This is a genomic window from Acidithiobacillus sp. 'AMD consortium' (assembly GCF_008926505.1).
GTDB classification, from domain to species: Bacteria; Pseudomonadota; Gammaproteobacteria; order Acidithiobacillales; family Acidithiobacillaceae; genus Acidithiobacillus; species Acidithiobacillus ferridurans.
On the sequence record NZ_CP044411.1, the window covers coordinates 1,248,129 to 1,266,341 of the forward strand.

Below are 18,213 nucleotides of genomic sequence, written 5' to 3' on the forward strand. Positions count from 1 at the left end.
TTGACACCATTGCAGTTCCTTGACTCAACAATTGTTATAACTAGGCGTCTTCGCCATCCGGATTCCACTTGCCTTTGTTGTGCTACAAGTACAACCGCCCCCTCAGCTGCATAAAAGCTTGCATCAGGGCATATTATAGCATAATCTTGTACGTATACGTTAATTGAAAAACTACTAACAAGGCGCAACGATATTTGGTTTTATTATTAGATTCGCCATTTCTTTGTCTACATAGAAGCCTTATTAAACGCTTAAGAAAAACAAGAATCCGATCGCAATTTACCAAAAAAGGTGCTTTCATGTCTACAACACGCAGATCAAGTGCTCACATAATTACTGGTGACGAGCCAAGCAATGCGCAAGTATTAAAAAGACTCACCTTGTTTTTTGATCGAATATATATTTCAGACATAAAAGATGAGGCCATCATAAATACAGATGAAGTGATCGAAAAATTCTCAACATCAACAGTACACTGGCAATCCAGAGGCCATTATCCGAGGGTGCAAGGATATGAAGAACTTTACAATAATTATTTAGATGGAGCAGAGAATGCCATAAGTCGTCAAATTATAAATAAAATTGAATCAAAGAACGTAAAAACAATAGATCCAGGAACGCATTGGTTATGCTACAGCTCTGCACTATCAAATCTTGATCTAATTAAATCAGCAGCAATCGATGCATCAGAATTAAAACCAGAGATTTCTATTAGAGATACAGTGGTGCAAGGGCTTGAGTTTTCAATGAATGGAGAAACATCAAAATATGCCATTCCCCATAAAGATCCTGTTGACATTCCAAATGTGCATGAGGACTGGAATTGGATCTCACGCCTACGTGTTGGAAGAGCACTAAAGGATATAAGAATAGCGCAAGCTATTAACGCAGCTCCGATTGCAACTGATAGAATAAATTCACGCATTGTTCTTGAATTAGCAAAAAATCAATCTTCATGCATCTACCCAGAATCATCAATGATTGATTTTGCTATAAACGCTGAGATTGTTGACAATGAAAAATTAGAGTCAATATTATTAAACGCATCATGGAAAGAGGTTTTGGCAATCAGAAAGCACATTCTTCCGCACGTCGATAAAACAAAAAAATACATAAGCAAAAAGACAAATATAATTTCTAACAACGCATATGCTAATATTGAAGATTATATAGAAGCATTGAAAACATTAAAAGAAGGCCTATCACAACTGCATGAGCAGGAAGCGGAGGCATGGGAAAGCCTAAGAATTGGCTCTATTTTGAAAGCCGGGGGTGTAGTTGGATCTGGCACCATCGGAACCATTGCAATCCCTTCAATCGTCACATTGCCAAACTTACTTGTTGGTTTGGTTTCACTAGGATTAGTCAGTGTTGGAGCCCTAACAACGGAAATACAAAGACTAATACCTGCAAGAAGGAAGGTTAGAGAACACCCCTTATTTTTTCTAGAAAAACTAAGCGCCCTTTAATACACTTTATCAAGGCATCTAGATTCTGCCATCTACCGCCGATCGTCAACGGCGGCAGAGCAGCGGAAGCGGTCATTCAATTGAGCCGACGCCACCGGCGGCAAGGGCCGAATTGCACGCGTAGGCTGTAGGGCGGGTTTTAGAGTCCTGCAGCCGCTCAAATGACTGATGTACCGATCCCACGAACGGCAACTCCCGGCCGTCAGGAAACCTTGGGTTCTGATTCCTTATTGATGGAAGCGAGAAGAGCTGCACAACAGCATTGCACCACCTGAAGTGAAACCGTAATTACTTTATGCGATGCTTCCAAGCTCTTTATTGTTGCGGCACAAAACGAAAAGTATTATCGCATTTGAAAGCCTATTAAATGATGTTATATAAGCAATAAATAGCATGCTGTATACAAATAAATCAAAGAAGAAGGCAATTTTGTAATTCAAATCAAAAGATATGTGATTTATTGAAGACGTTTGCGAGAGAATATTACCAGTAAGCACGGATGCTACCAACAATGCCAGAATAATAACTATTGTAGTTAATGAATACAGCCTAAGCATCCTAATAGATGATTCATATAAACTTTTTTTTGGGGATTTTATCTTTGCTGAAAAATAAGATAGATAAGGTCTAGAAGTTAACGACAAGACCTGATTATAGATATTTATATTTTCATTTGTTAGCTTGTATCCGGTCATCAAATTTATCAACGAGTCATCAATTATTTTCGAACACATTTCTTTTTGCTTGTCCGTAATAGTTATATTTTTTGTCTCTAATAACTTTTCTATAATATTTAAGTTTGTGTCAGATTTTGATATTTTTGCCCTATAGAATTTTCCAGAAGCGAGCATGTTTATTGTTGTAAATATTCCCACAATAAGAGTTAATGATATCAAAATGTAAATGTTTTTGACATTTATCAGATCAAGAATGCTGTTTACATCCATACGTTCTATTCCTCCTGGTTATCCTCATCGATGTTCTGCAACCCACCGCTGCACTGGTTTGCTTTAAATTCTGAAATAAGTTATATACAAAACGTCCGGAAGTAAACCTATCCCACGGTAACCAGCACTTAATTTTCCTCATCATAACTTCAACTCAAGATCGGCCCAACGACAGCTTCCTGAAGCCGATCAGGCCGCAATAACGATAGGGCAACGTTTGCTGCCGCTCGCATCTGTCATGCAGATATCTGGATAACGTCAGCGCATAATCGTTCCTGCAAATAAACAACATATAATTTTCACAATACCACCATACTCAAATCGACTTCACTTCCAATAAAGTAACCGATCTAAAGACATTTGTTTCCCAAAACTATAGATGATGCCCGGTACAATCTATTCCAAATATCCTGAGGTTCTCGATAGTGGGAGTAACAGCCAATATCTCTTTGGCGTTGTTTTCCATGAATTCGAGAAGCTCTGGGTAGCTGGCTCGCCCTTTTCCGGGCAGTTGCCATGTGCGCTCCTTCAGTAGGAAAAGGACAAGGATTCCATGTCGACTATTGAGCCCACCCAAGTATTGGCCAACAAGCTGGTCCCGGAGAGCCTCTATGAGCTCGTTTGCAGTATAACGACGTGCATCAAGTGGCTTGATTTCAATGCAGACTTTTCCTACATGGTGATGCAGATGAATGTCAGGTTCCTTCTGCATATCGACCTCGTCCTCGCGCGAAACTCCAAACCGCCTTCCTGGAGTATCCAGTAGCCTCGCCGCCAGCCAAATCTGTAACTTGCGCTCCTCCATTCCCTCGAGGAAAAGCTCCCTCTCACTGTATGGGCCGCATTCGACGCCCTGTCTTATGGTTTCCAGTCGGCCCAGAGCCAACTGAAATAGATCGGCTTCTGAATGCGGGTCGTGACAATAAATGTCACCCAGTGCAGGAATGTTTTTCGGGAGCAGCGTGGCGGCCTTTTCCGCGTTATCCACGTCGTGCTCCTCCATCAAAGTGTGGAGCGATCGGCCCAAAGGAGTGCCTCGGTATTCTGTTGTCAGCCGGGCAAGCGAATCGTGGGCGGCCGCGCCCGGAATCGCTCGGATACGGTGTGGGATGCCATCTCGAATCCCTTGGGCGAACTCCCGCACCCCGGGCGTGTAAGCCACCCCAGATGGGCGTTGCAAGTCATTCTTCCGCAAGATATGGGACTCGAAAAATTCATACATCTCAGTTAACAAGAGAACAGATTCATCTGTAGGTGCTATTAATTCATAATGCAGGAAGGCTGGCATAAATGGCCAAGGATTCTCGGAGTGCAATCCGCTACCCACTTCAACTGCGGCATCTTCCGATTTGTTCCCAAACAACTGCCAAAGCTCTTTGAACGATGCCCACGCCCCCTTGGGGTCGAACTTTAACCAGAAAGAGAGCCACGCGCCGACTTGCCCCCAACGTCCCGCCTGCGCAGCAGGCCGTAGAATGGCCTCAATTTTGCGGGTCAGATAATCAGAGTCAAGCTCCCCCACGGAGAAAAGGATTTCCAGAACTGTGCGAAGGTGTGGCCACATCGCCCCCAGATTTGTCTGTTTTTCAAGGGGCTCACGCAAGTAAGAGGCAACTCTACTTTTCAGAACGGTCGGTCCGTGGACAAGAATGTTCACTCCCTTAGCGTAATACTCATCACCCAATGGAGCTGAGAGGTCCATCTCAATGGCAGGCCAGATGGTATCAGCCACTTCCTGGGGGAAAGCATTGGCCAGTTCCTCGAACCAGAGCGGTGCTCCGTTCTCCCAGAGGGCATAGCGTGCTAGATGTTTGATTTCGAGTGGGGAGGCACTATGTACCTCGAACCCTGCCACCACATCCAAGGCGATGCCGCTGAGTCCGGCTATCACCGCATTGGGTATGGCATTTGGTTTCCCGTCCCGTGGCAAGGGCGGTTCCACGAGCCGCCAATACTGCTTCAGCCCAGTCGCGGTCGCTTCGGCAATCTCAGGGCCAAACTCGTCGGCTACCACTCCGAGATTGGTGATGCCCAGCTTACCACCGGACGAATGGTCGAGCATGCGGTGCACTACAAACCATAGAGTTCTGCTGTCTCTGCCGCTACGAATAGCTTCCAGACTTCTCTCCATCTGGAGCCGCGCATCAGCGCTTTCTCGCTGTTTTGCCGTATCTCTAGCAACGTTCGAGACATGAATTTCCCTCTCGATACGGGAATTCTGACGATGGCTACGGACAACCTGAAACCAAGTTTCGGACCGTAGTTCTGTATCGCAAGAACGAATAGCTGCCCGCAGTAGGGCTCGCCGCTCTGGTGGACTAAGGGGGATAGTAATGGCTATAAGGAGACTGAAAGCAACCTGTCGCCTGTGCTCCGTTGCATTGGAATCAGCGGCGAGTTCCTGAACCCAGGAGAGGTTATTTGAGCTTAGTCTTGCGATGGCCTTTGGCCATCTTCCAGCCACCCGGTAAGGGGCTGATTGTGGATCAGTCTCCGCAATAGTTAAGGCTAAGGCGCGGCGGAATCTGGTTTTATCGGCCAAGGCATCGGCGGCCCGGTCTATTGCGTCGGCGTCCAACATACCAGAGCGCTGGATACGCTCCATGTATACCGCAGCACGGTGAAAAACTTCAGGAGGCTCCTCATCCCCGGAAGGGAGGGCCGCCAGAAAGACCTCCGGCAGCAGAATGGCCAGCCAACTCTGCTCTCCGCCTTGTTGGGCAACATTGTGAGTTGGGACGGCTTGCGCTTCCCCGGTGGAAATATCGTTATGTCCCTCCAGGAGCGCCAGTAGGCTATCCAGAATCCTGATTGCAATTGGTTGGCTGCATACGGGCAGCAGTTTTTCCTTAACACATTGGGTAAGGGTACCCTTCAGATGGCTTGGTTCTGGGGCTGCAGCGCCCAGAATCTCTACCAGCTCTTCTGGCGTGAGATACTTGGGGAAACACGCTATGCAGGCAGTGGCCCGCATCCTGTTGCTGACGAGCCTGCTTTCCAGAAGGTCCCGACGTACGGCCGCCAGTTGTTCAGGGGTTGAAACATCCACAAGCGCCGCAAGTGCTATTTCCCGGACTTCGCGCGGCATGCCCTCGTCAGCGTACAGCCGGTAGACTGAATCTGCGGAACCAGTCAGCCCGGCAGACCGGACGATGGCCAAGAGATGGAGGAGAACCTCATGGGAATCTTCATTATTCTGCAGGAGCTGGTTGATGACGGCGGAGCCAGCACGCCTTCCTATCCGCCCAAAGACTCCGGGGTCATTGGGCCAGCCGAAAACGGCTCCATGCCGTACCTTGTGGAAGTATTTCTCCAGAGCGGCGGCAACATCTTCTTCGCTCCAAGCTTCGGCGTCGCCCGATTGGAAAAGAATCTCGGGGCATTCCCGAATGACGAACTCTCTCACCTCATGGCGCATGCTCGCAAGCCAGCCGAGCACCGACCTCCTGGATCGGACGCACACTGGATAACCGTAGAGCTCCTGGATAAATAGCCGCTTGATAATCTCGAACGGCAGGCCTCTAACCATACGCTGACAAAGCCAGTTTGCAGTCAAATATTCCCGAACCGATCGGTGATGAAATCGCACACGACCGTAACTGGCCTCGTCAAAGACCGCCGTGCTGAGGAGGGTGTTTACCGCGCCCGATCTCCAATCTGCCAACATTTCGGTGGCGATCACCCAATTGGTGGAGGCGCCCGCAGCACCCCCGCTCCCTGCAGTGGCAATGAATGGTCGGCCTGACAGCGTACAGACGGCCGCCAGCAATTCGGCGCCATTGAGCAGGCTGGCAGGCGATAAATCCCAGTCCGACCTCTCATGATTCGGATTGGTTTCGTGCAGCCTCTGCCAGATGGACGTTTCCATCATTTCGGTCAGGCTCCCAAACCGGCCGTAGGGTTTCCAAAAATCCGTCATCCATTTCAGATCCAGGGGCCGACTGGCCATGAACTCGTAACCACCGATTTCTACGCTCTGCCAGAAGGTATCGACATCTCCGACCCCGAAATCCATGGCCAGTCGCTTGGCTTCGGCAGAAGAAAGGGGGTCGAGAGTAAATTCAGCGGGGCGGATTTCCTCACTGCCATCGATTTGTCGCTGAATAGTGTCGCAAACAACCTGTTGGACGATGCTCTTTACGCCCGGCGTATACCAGTCAGTAATACGGCTCGACAGAATAAAACGGGCTCTTCCAAGCCCCGACCTCAGTTGGCGAACAATGTTACGGAGAGCCGAATCCAGGTCCTTATGTGCCTGAAGGCGCGCTTCATCAACAGCATCGAGAAAGAAGTACCCCGGCTCATTGCTCGCGAGCCAGGTTTCTAAGTTGGATGGGCTCTCGGCCAATAGCTCATTAAGTAAGGCCTTGTCCAAGGCGGCATTGAGAGGTACAAAGAAAGCTGCCTGCCCCTCCTGCGTAAGGCGGTTGGCACGGTCTCGGAACTCCGTGGTCTTGCCGATGCCAGCCTCGCCCAGTACGACTACAACCTGGTGTTCAAGCAGATCTTCCCACATCCTGTGCTCGTTAGAGAGGTTACGGAATGCCTGGTAAATCTCGTAATCATAGTCCACCGCATCATCCGATATTTCCTTTGCCACGGAGAAGGTACGGTGTAATTGAAGATACGACTGAGACATTGGGAATCAACGCGAAAGAGGCAAAATGGCACACTGCCTATGCTATTGCTTTTTGATTCCATGAGATAGTGCTAAGTCTGTTTTTCTAGCCGAGCACCTTCAGAGATACCCCAGCCCCACTCTTCTGGCACCCTCTCAGCGTGAATGACCGCAATCAGTCTATTGCTGCCGATCAGCCTATAGAACGCTGAGTCACTTTTGAGTCTCGCCTACCAGCCGTGCACTCTTCAGGTCGTAGACCACATCAGTAATGGATCCATCCCGAATGCGCTGAACCGCTTCGTCAATCACGTGGAGTGGCACCAAAAACCACTCCCTTGGTTTGACCGGATGTCCGAAGCGATCTTCGATGGTCAAATCAATCTGTGCTGCGCCGAATAAGCGATGGAAGATGTTTTCTAGCCTTGTGCGATTCAGGTTGTGGAGCTTGTAGGTGGCAACCACCTCTACGTCGGCTAGCAGATATGTGGCATCCTTTTCTGCGCCTGCGATACGAGTCTCCACCTTGCCGCCGGTCACGCCGATTTTGTGAATCAACTCGCGGTGCTCGACAACGAATGGATGACTGGACAGGCTGCGCAGCACGTAGATGGTTCCGGTTTCGATGTCGTCTGGCTCAGGCGCATCGCCAAACAGCGGCCCTATGCCTGAGTCGCTCAGGCGACGGCCGGTGTCATCCTTGTAGAGTGCCCTTTGTAGCGAGCGGCGCAGTAAGTTGCTTTCTGTGCTATTGGCATAGATGACGCGAAGACGTGCGTCGCTTTCGCCGTTCGGCGCCTTGATGGTTTCGCCAATTTCTGCCACGTAGGCAAGCTGCCCGCCGAGAATGAAGTAGTCCCCGCTGGTAATGCTGGCATTTCGTCCAAAGCGCTGCGCCATGCGATAACCTGACTTCAAATCTCGTTCTGCCTGCTCGAACAGCGGTTGGAACTGATCAAAATCCGGGCACGACGTGCGTTCGGCCACTTCCTCCGCCGCACGCTTTTCAACATGAGAACGCACATGGCGCAGCACGGTGACGTCATTCTGATCCGTGAGACCATCACCGATGCCCAGCTCCGCCAGCAAGGTGTCTTCGTCCATCGCATCCACATCGACCGAAGCCGCTGCTGCGCCAGACAATAGCCCCGGTGTATCCAACCCGGCCAGGAGCGTTTGCGCTTCCGGCAACTTGCGTATCTGGTCCAAACGCACGGCATACAGGCGTTCAAAGATGTCACGACCCTCGCCATGCAGCGGGGCGCGGCCATGCGCTTGATGGAAGCGCAGGATGTCCTCGAAGCCCGCGATGATGCGTTCCTCGCGCGGGGTTCGGCTGGAGGCCTTCATTGGGGCGACTTCTACCCCCAGCGCATCCAGCAGCTCATCATCGTTCATGTCAGCCATTGCTGGATTCCCCCTGCGCTTGCGCCGCCTTGGCCTGTGCACGGTAACGTGCCAGCGCAGCCACGCCTTCGGCCATGCGCTTTTCCCATGCATCGGCGGAGTGGATGTTCGGCAGGCGGCCGCGTTCATTCTTGAACAGCAGGGCGCGTTTTGCCAGCTCGCGAGCTTCATCTTCGGGAATGCTGAGCTTCTTGGCGGCAATGCTGGCCTGAACCTGGCGCAGCGATTTCTCATCCATCGCTTTTGCCAGCACCGCGTAGGCGGCGTCGAAGGGGTTGATGCGGTCGATCAGGTCAATGTCCAGGTCGCGCACGTTGACGAACTTGCGCACTCCATCCAGCAAGGCCGTATTGCCTTGAGTTGCACCTTCGGCATCGGCCTGGGCCAACGCCAACTTGGCCTGTTGGGTGATGTTCATGGCAGCGATGGCATGTTGACGAATGGCCTCCTGATCGGCCTCGTTCAATTCCGGGTAACGCTCGCGCACGATTTTGCCCATATGCAACAGGGTGAGTTCTTCAGGCAAGGTGTTTTCCTGGTCGAACAGGCCGCGCTCCAGCACCGTCTTGTCCTGCAGGAAACTGGTGACGACTTCGTTCAAGTCTTCTTTACAGATGCGGGTGGCTTCAGGGGTTTCCGGCGTGGCCAGTCCGTTGATCTCGACGTGGTACTGACCGGTGCCTTCATTCACCCCCACGTTGGTGCGGCCTGGCTGATAGCCGTCGGGCCCATAGTCAAAGCCCTCCTTCGGCCCCATGTCCTTCGGGGTGAACTCGTAGCGTGGTGCAAGAACCTGTTCCATCAGCAGACTGGCGGAAATGGCCTTGAGCAGATCGTTCACCGCCTCGGCCACAGCGGCTTGTTCGGCTGCGGGTTCGGCAATCAGATTGGTGAAGCGCGCCCGTTCCTTGCCCTCGGCATCGCGGGTGGCGCGGCCAATGATCTGCACGATTTCGGTCAGGCTGCTGCGGTAGCCGATGGTCAGTGCATGTTCACACCAGATCCAGTCGAACCCTTCTTTCGCCATGCCCAGCGCGATGATGACGTCCACATGGTCGCGGTTGTCCTTCTGCGCCGGGTCTTTCAGTGCCGCCAGCACGCGGGAACGCCTGGCCGGGTCGCTGTCGTCCACAAGGTCCGCCACCTTCAGCGTGCTGCCGTTCGTGGTTTGTATCTGGTGGAAGCCGGTGGCCGGGTCGATGCCCTTCCATTCGCCCAGCGCCTGCATGATCTCATTCACTTCGCGCTCTTTGTCTTGCAGGCTCTCGCGCGAGTTGACGTTGGGGATATGAACGATGGTTTTTAGTGCCGGGTCCAGCACCTTCGCAACGGCGTCCACGTACCGGCCCGTATAGAAGAAGTAGCCGATGTCCAGCGACTTGAGCCAGCTGTAGCCATTGAGCTGCTCGTAGTAGGTGTAGGTGATCGTTTCGAACCGGGCTTCATCCGCCGGGGTCAGCACCGCTTCGCTGTCGCCACGAAAGTAGGAGCCGGTCATAGCCACCAGATGCACCTTATCGCGGGCGATGAAGGCACCGAGCTGACTGCCCAGCTTGTTGTCCGGGTTGCTGGAAACGTGATGGAACTCGTCGATGGCAATCAGGCGGTTGTCGAATGCATCAATGCCCAACTCTTCCACCGCGAAGCGGAAGGTGGCGTGGGTGCAGACCAGCGTCTGGTCGGAGCTTGCCAGGAACTTCCGCACCGCGTCCACCTTGGACTTGGCCGCGCGTGGCTCGTCCACGCCGGGCGCGTTGCACAGGTTCCACTGTGGGGCCACCCGCCAATCCCAAGAGAAGCCGTACTGGCTCAGGGGTTCATCGGCAAAGCTGCCGCCGATGGAGCGCTCGGGCACCACGATGATGGCCTGCTGCAAACCCTGGTTGTTGAGCTTGTCCAGGGCAATGAACATCAGCGCGCGGGATTTGCCCGATGCCGGGGGCGATTTGATCAGCAGGTATTGCTCGCCGCGCTTGGCGTAAGCGCGCTCCTGCATGGCGCGCATGCCCAGCACGTTGGCCTTGCTGGAGGCACCCGTACGCGCCGTGGTGATGGATACCGATGGCACGGTGTAGGTGTTGGTGGGGTTGGTCGTTGCGTTCATGGCTTCCGTCGTCGTGGTGCAAAGTGTGTGGATCTGGCGATCAAAACTGGATCAAAACTTTCCAGGGTCACCGTTTTCTCATAACTTATTGTCATATAGTTGTTTTTATGCTTCGCACCCGGTTACAGCCGCGTTTCCGGCGGGCGAAATCAAAACCTGATCAAAACTTTCCAAGCCCCTTCTCCTCCTATGCCCAGAACGGGACATAGCCCGCCCACATCACCCTGCACCAGATGTCGGCTGTAAGCTTGTCGAAAATGCCCTTGCGGTTGTCCGGCAACGGTTGGCCAGTCAGGTCAAAGTAGGTGGCGTAATCCAGCCGCGCCAGCACCTCATCGCCGCTCAGAAATTGCGCCGCGATGCCCGTTTCCCAGGCATAGGGCTGCAATTTCGCCCACAGGGCTTTCAAGCGTTCCGGGTGATCCGAAAGCCGGGGGGTGGCACTGCCGATGCGGATAAAAGCCTGCCGCTCAAATTCCACCGGGCTGCCGGCGGCTGCCGGAATCTCCAGCATGCCCAGCCGTATGCCGTGGTAATCGACAAGCTTGAAGTTGAAAGCAATGGCCGGTTGCAGGCGCTGCGCCAACCACATATCCAGCGGCTGGCCTTGCTGCAACTGACCGGAAGGCTCGAATGTGGTGCTGATGGCCGCGTGATCGCCATCACGCACGCACCACAACACATAGGCAAACGGCTGATCAGCGAGCCGCGCCGCATTGGACAGAGCCGAGATCAACTTGCCGATCATCTGCGCATCAGCATTGTTCTTTTTGAACTCCACCCACGAGGTCTCTGCCGGACGCTGAAGCAGGTCGTCGATCAGGGCCAGCGTGCGTTGCTCGCTCAACTAGCTTTCCCCTTGGTTGCTTTGGCAGCAGGCTTGGCTTTGGCCGCTGCCGCCGTCATTTTCGTATACAGCTCAAACAGTCTTTCCAGCCGCTCGGTGTCGTTCTTGAAGCGGCGGCCGATGTAGATGCGCTCCAGCACCTCGTCGTTGCGCTCGTGGGCGTGGCGCAGATTCTCCGGCATGTTATTAGGGTCGTACAGGTCGGCGATGGTGGCGGGGAAATGGACTTCGCGTGCGAGCAGGATGTTTTCCGCGCAGGTGGTCAGGTCGGCTTTGTTTTGCTCGGTGAGCAGTGGCACGGGGAAGGTATTCCAGCCGAGGGTGTTGGAATAAGAAAAACGCATTTCAAGACGCACACAGACTGTGCCAATCCAGACCCAGTGCAGACGCGAGGCGATGAGGGCGAGGTTCCAGAGAGGGGCATCGTAAATAGCGTAACATTTGTTGGAGATGATCGTATTGCTCGGCAGCAAGCCACAAGGCAAATAATCGCGATTTTCGGAACTGATTGCTCCGAGGACCAACGTATGAACCTTCGCAGTTGACTGGATTTGCCGAAAGCGATGAGGGAAGGCGGCGGCTGGTCGAGTCTCGGCCGCCTTGCTATCGGACCGCATCTTGGCTACAGCCTCAATGCGTCGCTTTAACTCTGGAATAGCTTCAGCGTCTTCACGTTCTTCGTCCTCTATCCACAGGCAATAACGCTGCTCACCCTGAATAAACTCTTGAGCACCAACAAAACGCTTAACAAAGCGGTCAGCACTTGGGGATTCCCGCAATAATTTCTCGCGTTCGTCGGACGAAAGAAGCAGATTGCCGCCATCAGTCGGTTTGTTTCCCCACTCCATTAAGCCTCGGATATCGTATGACTTAGATATTGGCGAAACAATGACATCAACCCCACTAACGAGGTAGGCATTGATGAAATCAGTTTGCTTTTCGATAGTTGCGCCATCTTCAGACATGGAAAACAAGCGCTTCGCCTTCCCATTCTGTTTAGCAATCGCAACAATCACTACCGTTACCCCCGCGTTGTGATTTGCCAAATTCGCCCACTTGAACGAGGTGTGCGCAAACGTAATCTGGTTGCCGGTGCCAAAAATCAACGGCCAAAGAATCGGCACCTGTGAACCCTGACAAATGGAATTGGTGGACACGAATGCGGCGGCGGCATTGGTCTTGGTGCCGTAATCGGCGGCCTTCATGAACCAACCCGCCACATAATCCAGCGATTTCCAGTTCTTGGTGCGCTTGGCGAAGATGGCCTGCAAATCCGCCTTCTGCTCGTCCGTCTGCCAAGTGGAGCCGAGATACGGCGGATTTCCACAGATATAGGTCTCCCCGCCTTCGTTTGCAAAGTCCATTTCTGTCTGGTCCAGCGGCGTGCTAAACAAATCATTTGCGACCAGCTTCACTCCCGTCCAGGTAGGCGGGCAGACACTCAACCAGTCCAGCCGCAGCGCATTGCCGCAGACGATCCAGTTCTGCGCATCCAGCGGTAGAAACTCCGCCAGCGCATCCTTCTGTCCGCGATACAGCACATCGCACTGGAACTCGGCGATGATGAGCGCCAGACGGGCAATCTCCGCCGGAAAATCGCGTAACTCAATGCCCCGGAAGTTGGTCAACGGAATTTCACTGCCAAGTTGCGTTTTACCCAGGCGGCGATTGATTTCCGCCTCGATTCCGCGCATTTGCTTGTAGGCGATAACCAGAAAGTTGCCGGAACCGCAGGCCGGGTCGAACACGCGGATGCGCGCCATGCGTTTGCGCAGGTTCAGCAACTTACGCTCGTTATCGCCCGCTTCGGTCAACTGGGCGCGCAAATCATCCAGAAACAGCGGATTCAGCACCTTGAGGATATTGGGCACGCTGGTGTAGTGCATGCCCAACGCGCCGCGCTCTTCGTCATCGGCCACGGCCTGGATCATGCTGCCGAAGATATCGGGGTTGATTTGTTTCCAGTTCAGGCCACCGGCATGCAGCAGGTAGGTACGTGCCATGTGGGTGAAGCGCGGCACCTCGGTACTGCCGGAAAAGAGGCCACCATTCACGTAGGGAAACTGATTTGCCCAAACCGGCAAGCGAGGCCGGGCGTTTACGCGCTCGTCGGTTTTAATGTTCATGGCACGGAAGATGGTTTCCATCACCTCATGGGTATTGGCACCATCTCTCTCGCTCATTTGTTCTACCGTGCGCGTGAAAAGCCCCTCGTCATTGAAGATGTCGGTGTCTTCGGCAAAAAAACAGAACACCAGCCTGGCCATGAAGTGGTTCATGTCGTGGCGGCGCTCGCTCGAGGCCCAGTCCGGGTTTTCGCTCAGTAGCTCGACGTACAGTTTGTTCAGTTTGCTGGTGGCACGCACATCAATGGGGTTGTCCTTGATCTCCTTGATAGTGGAGATTCCAGCCAGCGGCAGTAAGAAGCCGAAGTGGTTGGGGAGGTCCGAATAGGCGCAGGCGATGGTTTCGCCACTCAGCAGTTCTTCGGCCTCCAGGGTCAGCCCGTCGGTGGCGAGGATGAACTTGGCTTTGGCCTTGGCGGTGGCCGGGCTGGCGCGTAATGCCTTGAGGGTTTGGCCCACGTTGCCTTCTACGCATACGGCGATATGGATGTTGTTGCGCTGGAGTACGCCGCCGGGCACGTCCGAGGAGTTATTGTTGCCCGTACGCAGGCGCTTGAGGGCCGTGTCCTTATTGCCGAAAGCGGCCAGGAACGCGAACGGGAACTCCGCCGCATCGAATGGCTGAAAGGCGAGGTCTGATATGGCTGCTTCGATTTCTACTGCATTCATGGGGTATCTTGCCTATTGGAGTTTTCTTTTCCCATGGGCCTCAGACCCTGCTACCTAATAACATACTGAATCGCCCCACATCACGCAGCAAGCACCAGAACAGACCGCCAAGAGACCTTCCAGTAGCAGCTTGCGCAAACTGACCGAGGCATTGTCCGTATTGCTCAGGAAGGTGTTTTTAATGACCACTCCGCCCCGGCCACCAGCCTTCAGCATGCGGATAAAGTGCTGCAGAAATAGAAACGCCATCTCGCCGGTTTTGTGGAGGATGTCATCGATATTCTTGAAGGCCTGCTCGAACATGCGTCTCTCTTGCGGTCGGTAGTTGTTATATATCTGGCTTGAATATAAGGCATTGGAGGCACGGCGGGAAGGAGCGCGGCGTGGGACTGAACTGCCTTCTATTCGGATGACGTCGGCGAGTACGCGCAGCCAAGTTCGGTAGCCAGAGCCATGAGACGTCTGTCGCGGGACCATAAATTGGCCTGCACGAGCATGGCGGAGGCTAGGATGCTCGCGTCAATATAGCCTATACCGCGTCCCATCAGGCTATGACGCCCAATAAAAAACAGGGTTTCTTCTGGAGAGGTGGCGGTGCATCGGGGTAAGCCTGAGAGCAGATATAAGGTCTGCTGCCGATTTTTGAGATTCCCGCAAGCGATTTCTCCGATGATGAAATCGTGCGTTTGCACCATGGCATGATCAAGCAGAGTAGAGAGGTGTGCATCTCCAGAGCGGAAATGGTCGATCCAGACGGAGGTATCGACCAGAATCAAGCGGCAGGCTCTCGTCTGCGAGGAATGTTCTGTAATTGCGGTTCTGTTCCACCCAAGCGAGCGAGGCGACGGGCACTTTCCCGTTCAATCAAAGCACGCAGGGCCTCTTTTAAGAGGGCGCCACGGTCTTCTACGCCACAGAGCGTTTTGGCTTGGGCCAGGAGCTCATCATCCAGGTTGATTGTCGTTCGCATAAGATGGACCTCACCATGGCATCATATGATGTTATTTTAGATGTTTGGTGTTGGTTTGTCATGGGCTCGGTGCGCATATTCGGACGATGCTTTCTATGTTGTGTAGCGACAGCCGTTGGTCGCAGCGCCGACCGATCCGGCTTTCAGCCGTAACCTGAGGCCGCCGTCTTTTAGCCAATGGAGTATTCACTAGAGAGGGGAGGGGAGTGGAACGGAACGCAAGATAAAGAAGGGGGTAACGTGCAGGCATCCTGCGCAATATCAACGCGTTGGCAACGCTCCTCGCTGGATCAAAGCACTGACCAAGTTCGGCTTCATCACCTCCGCCACCACCGGGAGCGTTCTTTACAGCAGTAAGAGCACCGCCACCGCCGGGTGCACCGCCACCTCCGCCACCACCAGGAGGGCCTCCTGAATTTTTTGGCGGACCCCCTCCAGGGCCTCCGGGTGGACCACCTCCGCCACCATGAACTCTGCCGCTCCGATTCCCCCGATGAGTCGGAGCATTCTGTTAAGCCGCGCACGAAACGGCGTCGGCTTGGACGGATTGTTAATGTGAAAGAGACGGGGTTACGGGCACATAAGCTCCTGGCCTGTGAGGGCCATTTTACGGGATCTGAAAACGGCTATGCAGGATCGGGCAGGATCCGAACTTGACCAGCTTAGGATGACGAAGCCATTCTAACAGATACAGGTGGAAAGCGTCTGGGGCACGCAGTTCCCAGATGAACCCTGCGGGAAGCTATGCATTCCTCTCTGCTGCGTATTTCCGTCTGCCCCGGTGAAAGGCCGCACACCCCGCCAAGGGGCTGTCTGTAAGATTTGCCAGTCCCCGCCAACATGCTAAATTGCAGCCATGACTAATGTTCACCCATTTCCCAAAGACCGCAGCGGCAAATCTACAAAAGCCAATCGCAAGGAACGCGGCCTTGCAGGCGGCTACCCCGCATTTCATCTGCCGGATATACATAACGAGCCTGTGGATGTACTCATGGCGGTTATTCAGGCTGGTGGCCTGTATCTTACCCCCACGGCGGAACGCCCTGCCGATGACCTGCCAACGACCCACCTGCTGCGCACTATCGACGGCCTCAATGCGCTGACGGACGCGGCCAACGTGCTCATTGATTACGCCATGCGTCATCCAGCGGAATTTCCCCAGGAAGATGTGGACAGTCTGGCCCGGCGAGGCGAACAGGCCCACAAAGTGATGCACAAGCTCGATGAGATGCTGCCGTCGGACGATTTCATCATGACCATAGACAGCTACGGTCCTGACCTGATGGCGGAGTACGCCACCAACGCGGCCATCATTGTTGTCAGTGCCTTTGCCCTGGATATCATGGCGCACTACGACGAATCGTTCATCCAGACCGGCAAGGACAAGCGCAAAGCCATGTTCAGAGATTTTCAGGGGGCCTATCAGGAAGCCCAGGATGAATGCCTGTCCCGTTCAGAAGGGCATGAATTTCTGATCAAAGAATTGACATCGGCGCAACGTGCCCTAAAAAAGCTACTGAAGGAACCATGACTATTACCAAGAAAGATCTGGCAAATCATTTGTGGGAAGTGGGCGGTTGGACCCATCCGCAAGCCGAGCAATTTGTGGATGCCTTCTTTGAACACATGCGTGCCGCTATCATCACAGAGTCGGAACTCAAGTTATCGGGATTCGGTAGATTTACCGTGCGGGCTAAATCGTCGCGCCCTGGCCGCAATCCCAAAACCGGACAACCATACGAAATCAAAGCCCGTCGAGTGGTGACATTCAGCGCAAGTGCTCTGTTGCGCGCGAAATCTAATCAGATTTTTCCGTATTCTCGGCGTCTACGCCATAAAACCCCTCAGTAGCCGCTTGCGGATTGGAATGGCATTCCTTAAAGTAAGGCGCACCCTTTCCTTTTGTTGAGGTCAATCATGAATAAATTAGAATTCGTCGCTGCCCTGGCGCAACATGGGGCCATGTCCAAGGTCGACGCCGAAAAAATGTTTCAGGTCTTCCGGCATACGCTGGAAACAGAGTTGCCGACAGCCGGGAAGATCGTCTTTCCGGGTTTCTGCACGTTTGAGGTTGCAGAAAAGCCAGCCCGTAAGGGTCGTAATCCGGCGACAGGCCAGGAAATCGACATTCCCGCGAAGAAGAGCATCAAGTTCAAGGCGGGGAAAGAATTTGCGGATAAAGTGAATAGCTAAAGGATCTCATCATGGAAGCAACCAAAAAGTATGTTCGTCGTACTGCCGAGCAACGTCTGGCGGATTTGGAAAAGCAGCAAGCCGAAATTCTGGACCGTCAGCGTGCCGCGCTTGCCAAGATTGAGGAAGAAAAGAAAAAACTGATGCAATCCCCGTCCAGCCGCAAGAAAAATCTGGAACAAGAAAAACGCTTTGCGCGCGCTGCATCGACTCTCGCACCAGATTGGGATTTCCGGCATTACATAGCGGCCATTGAGAAGGTGCTGGCAGATTCCGCTGATGCAGCCGACCTCTCGGTGCGTGGTGAAGCTTTGCTGGCAGAGCATGGTAAGGGTAAGCGTGGACGGCGGCCCAAGAACGGATAGGTCCGACTATGACGGTTACCAGACAGGAATTGATGGATTACCTGGTGGATACCTTCGGTTTCAGCCATAAGGGATGCGCGGAATTGGTTGCCAGTTTTTTCTCAAGACCGGGGCGCAACCCCGGAACTGGCGTGCCATGTGAAATTACTGCGTGTCGCGTGGTCACTTTCAAGGCCCGCCCCAAATTGCGGCAACGATGTAACCCACACGTTCAGGATGCGGAAGCATAGGTGGACCATGGGTCAAAAGTCATTATACCGGACATCAACGGCTGTCCCAGTAGACAGATCGTTCGTGTGATTGGCCCCGTGTATGGCCGGGTGTCCGATCCCACAACATTGTCGGCAATTTCCTTAGCGGCGTCCGCGCCATCTTTGCCGGCAAGCAATGTCACGGGTCGGCAATATGGCGCCATTACGCCGACTACGGTGTGGCGCCATATTGCCGATCCGTGACAGCCGCCCCCTATCGTCAACGATCCGCCGTTCTGATCTGAGA

The 18,213-nt window shown here is 53.3% G+C and carries 16 protein-coding genes; 6 read left to right on the forward strand and 10 right to left on the reverse strand.

Annotated elements, in window-relative coordinates:
• Window positions 1-299 precede the first annotated feature (299 nt).
• A complete protein-coding gene (locus tag F6A13_RS06550; RefSeq protein ID WP_012536611.1) occupies window positions 300-1,469 on the forward strand; it encodes a hypothetical protein in 1,170 nt (389 codons plus the stop codon).
• 293 nt (window positions 1,470-1,762) lie between these two features.
• Here the strand turns inward: F6A13_RS06550 and F6A13_RS06555 are convergent, their stop codons facing one another.
• The 10 genes from F6A13_RS06555 to F6A13_RS15335 all read right to left on the reverse strand — a co-directional run bounded on the left by F6A13_RS06555 (window position 1,763) and on the right by F6A13_RS15335 (window position 15,664).
• The gene (locus F6A13_RS06555; RefSeq protein ID WP_012536612.1) at window positions 1,763-2,416 is read right to left on the reverse strand and encodes a hypothetical protein; all 654 of its coding nucleotides are present in this window, start codon (window positions 2,414-2,416) and stop codon (window positions 1,763-1,765) included.
• 373 nt (window positions 2,417-2,789) lie between these two features.
• Window positions 2,790-6,932, reverse strand: a complete 4,143-nt coding sequence (locus tag F6A13_RS06560) for a hypothetical protein (RefSeq protein ID WP_196219042.1) — start codon at window positions 6,930-6,932, stop codon at window positions 2,790-2,792.
• Between the two features lie 315 nt (window positions 6,933-7,247).
• Entirely contained in the window at window positions 7,248-8,441 is a 1,194-nt protein-coding gene (locus F6A13_RS06565; RefSeq protein ID WP_012536614.1) for a GIY-YIG nuclease family protein, read from the reverse strand.
• Window positions 8,434-10,545, reverse strand: a complete 2,112-nt coding sequence (locus F6A13_RS06570) for a DEAD/DEAH box helicase (RefSeq protein ID WP_012536615.1) — start codon at window positions 10,543-10,545, stop codon at window positions 8,434-8,436. Before F6A13_RS06570 ends, F6A13_RS06565 begins: the two co-directional genes overlap by 8 nt.
• Window positions 10,546-10,732: 187 nt before the next feature.
• The gene (locus F6A13_RS06575; RefSeq protein ID WP_012536616.1) at window positions 10,733-11,392 is read right to left on the reverse strand and encodes a helix-turn-helix domain-containing protein; all 660 of its coding nucleotides are present in this window, start codon (window positions 11,390-11,392) and stop codon (window positions 10,733-10,735) included.
• A complete protein-coding gene (locus F6A13_RS06580) occupies window positions 11,389-14,187 on the reverse strand; it encodes a class I SAM-dependent DNA methyltransferase (RefSeq protein ID WP_012536617.1) in 2,799 nt (932 codons plus the stop codon). The genes F6A13_RS06575 and F6A13_RS06580 overlap by 4 nt, the downstream gene beginning before the upstream one ends.
• Before the next feature lie 54 nt (window positions 14,188-14,241).
• A complete protein-coding gene (locus F6A13_RS15575) occupies window positions 14,242-14,664 on the reverse strand; it encodes an N-6 DNA methylase (protein ID WP_225981991.1) in 423 nt (140 codons plus the stop codon).
• On the reverse strand, window positions 14,589-14,963 hold the full coding sequence (locus F6A13_RS06590) for a type II toxin-antitoxin system VapC family toxin (protein WP_012536619.1): 375 nt from the start codon (window positions 14,961-14,963) through the stop codon (window positions 14,589-14,591). Before F6A13_RS06590 ends, F6A13_RS15575 begins: the two co-directional genes overlap by 76 nt.
• Complete coding sequence (locus tag F6A13_RS06595; protein ID WP_012536620.1) at window positions 14,960-15,157, reverse strand: type II toxin-antitoxin system VapB family antitoxin; 198 nt, start codon at window positions 15,155-15,157, stop codon at window positions 14,960-14,962. The genes F6A13_RS06590 and F6A13_RS06595 overlap by 4 nt, the downstream gene beginning before the upstream one ends.
• A 345-nt stretch (window positions 15,158-15,502) precedes the next feature.
• On the reverse strand, window positions 15,503-15,664 hold the full coding sequence (locus F6A13_RS15335; RefSeq protein WP_012536621.1) for a hypothetical protein: 162 nt from the start codon (window positions 15,662-15,664) through the stop codon (window positions 15,503-15,505).
• 349 nt (window positions 15,665-16,013) lie between these two features.
• Here F6A13_RS15335 and F6A13_RS06600 point away from each other — a divergent pair, with 349 nt between their 5' ends.
• The 5 genes from F6A13_RS06600 to F6A13_RS06620 all read left to right on the forward strand — a co-directional run bounded on the left by F6A13_RS06600 (window position 16,014) and on the right by F6A13_RS06620 (window position 17,945).
• The gene (locus F6A13_RS06600) at window positions 16,014-16,688 is read left to right on the forward strand and encodes a hypothetical protein (RefSeq protein ID WP_012536622.1); all 675 of its coding nucleotides are present in this window, start codon (window positions 16,014-16,016) and stop codon (window positions 16,686-16,688) included.
• Complete coding sequence (locus F6A13_RS06605; RefSeq protein WP_012536623.1) at window positions 16,685-17,008, forward strand: integration host factor subunit alpha; 324 nt, start codon at window positions 16,685-16,687, stop codon at window positions 17,006-17,008. Before F6A13_RS06600 ends, F6A13_RS06605 begins: the two co-directional genes overlap by 4 nt.
• Before the next feature lie 66 nt (window positions 17,009-17,074).
• On the forward strand, window positions 17,075-17,350 hold the full coding sequence (locus tag F6A13_RS06610) for an HU family DNA-binding protein (RefSeq protein WP_012536624.1): 276 nt from the start codon (window positions 17,075-17,077) through the stop codon (window positions 17,348-17,350).
• 11 nt (window positions 17,351-17,361) lie between these two features.
• The gene (locus tag F6A13_RS06615; protein WP_009560827.1) at window positions 17,362-17,715 is read left to right on the forward strand and encodes a hypothetical protein; all 354 of its coding nucleotides are present in this window, start codon (window positions 17,362-17,364) and stop codon (window positions 17,713-17,715) included.
• 32 nt (window positions 17,716-17,747) lie between these two features.
• Window positions 17,748-17,945, forward strand: coding sequence for an HU family DNA-binding protein (locus tag F6A13_RS06620; RefSeq protein ID WP_329394548.1), 198 nt, complete (start codon window positions 17,748-17,750; stop codon window positions 17,943-17,945).
• Window positions 17,946-18,213: the final 268 nt, after the last annotated feature.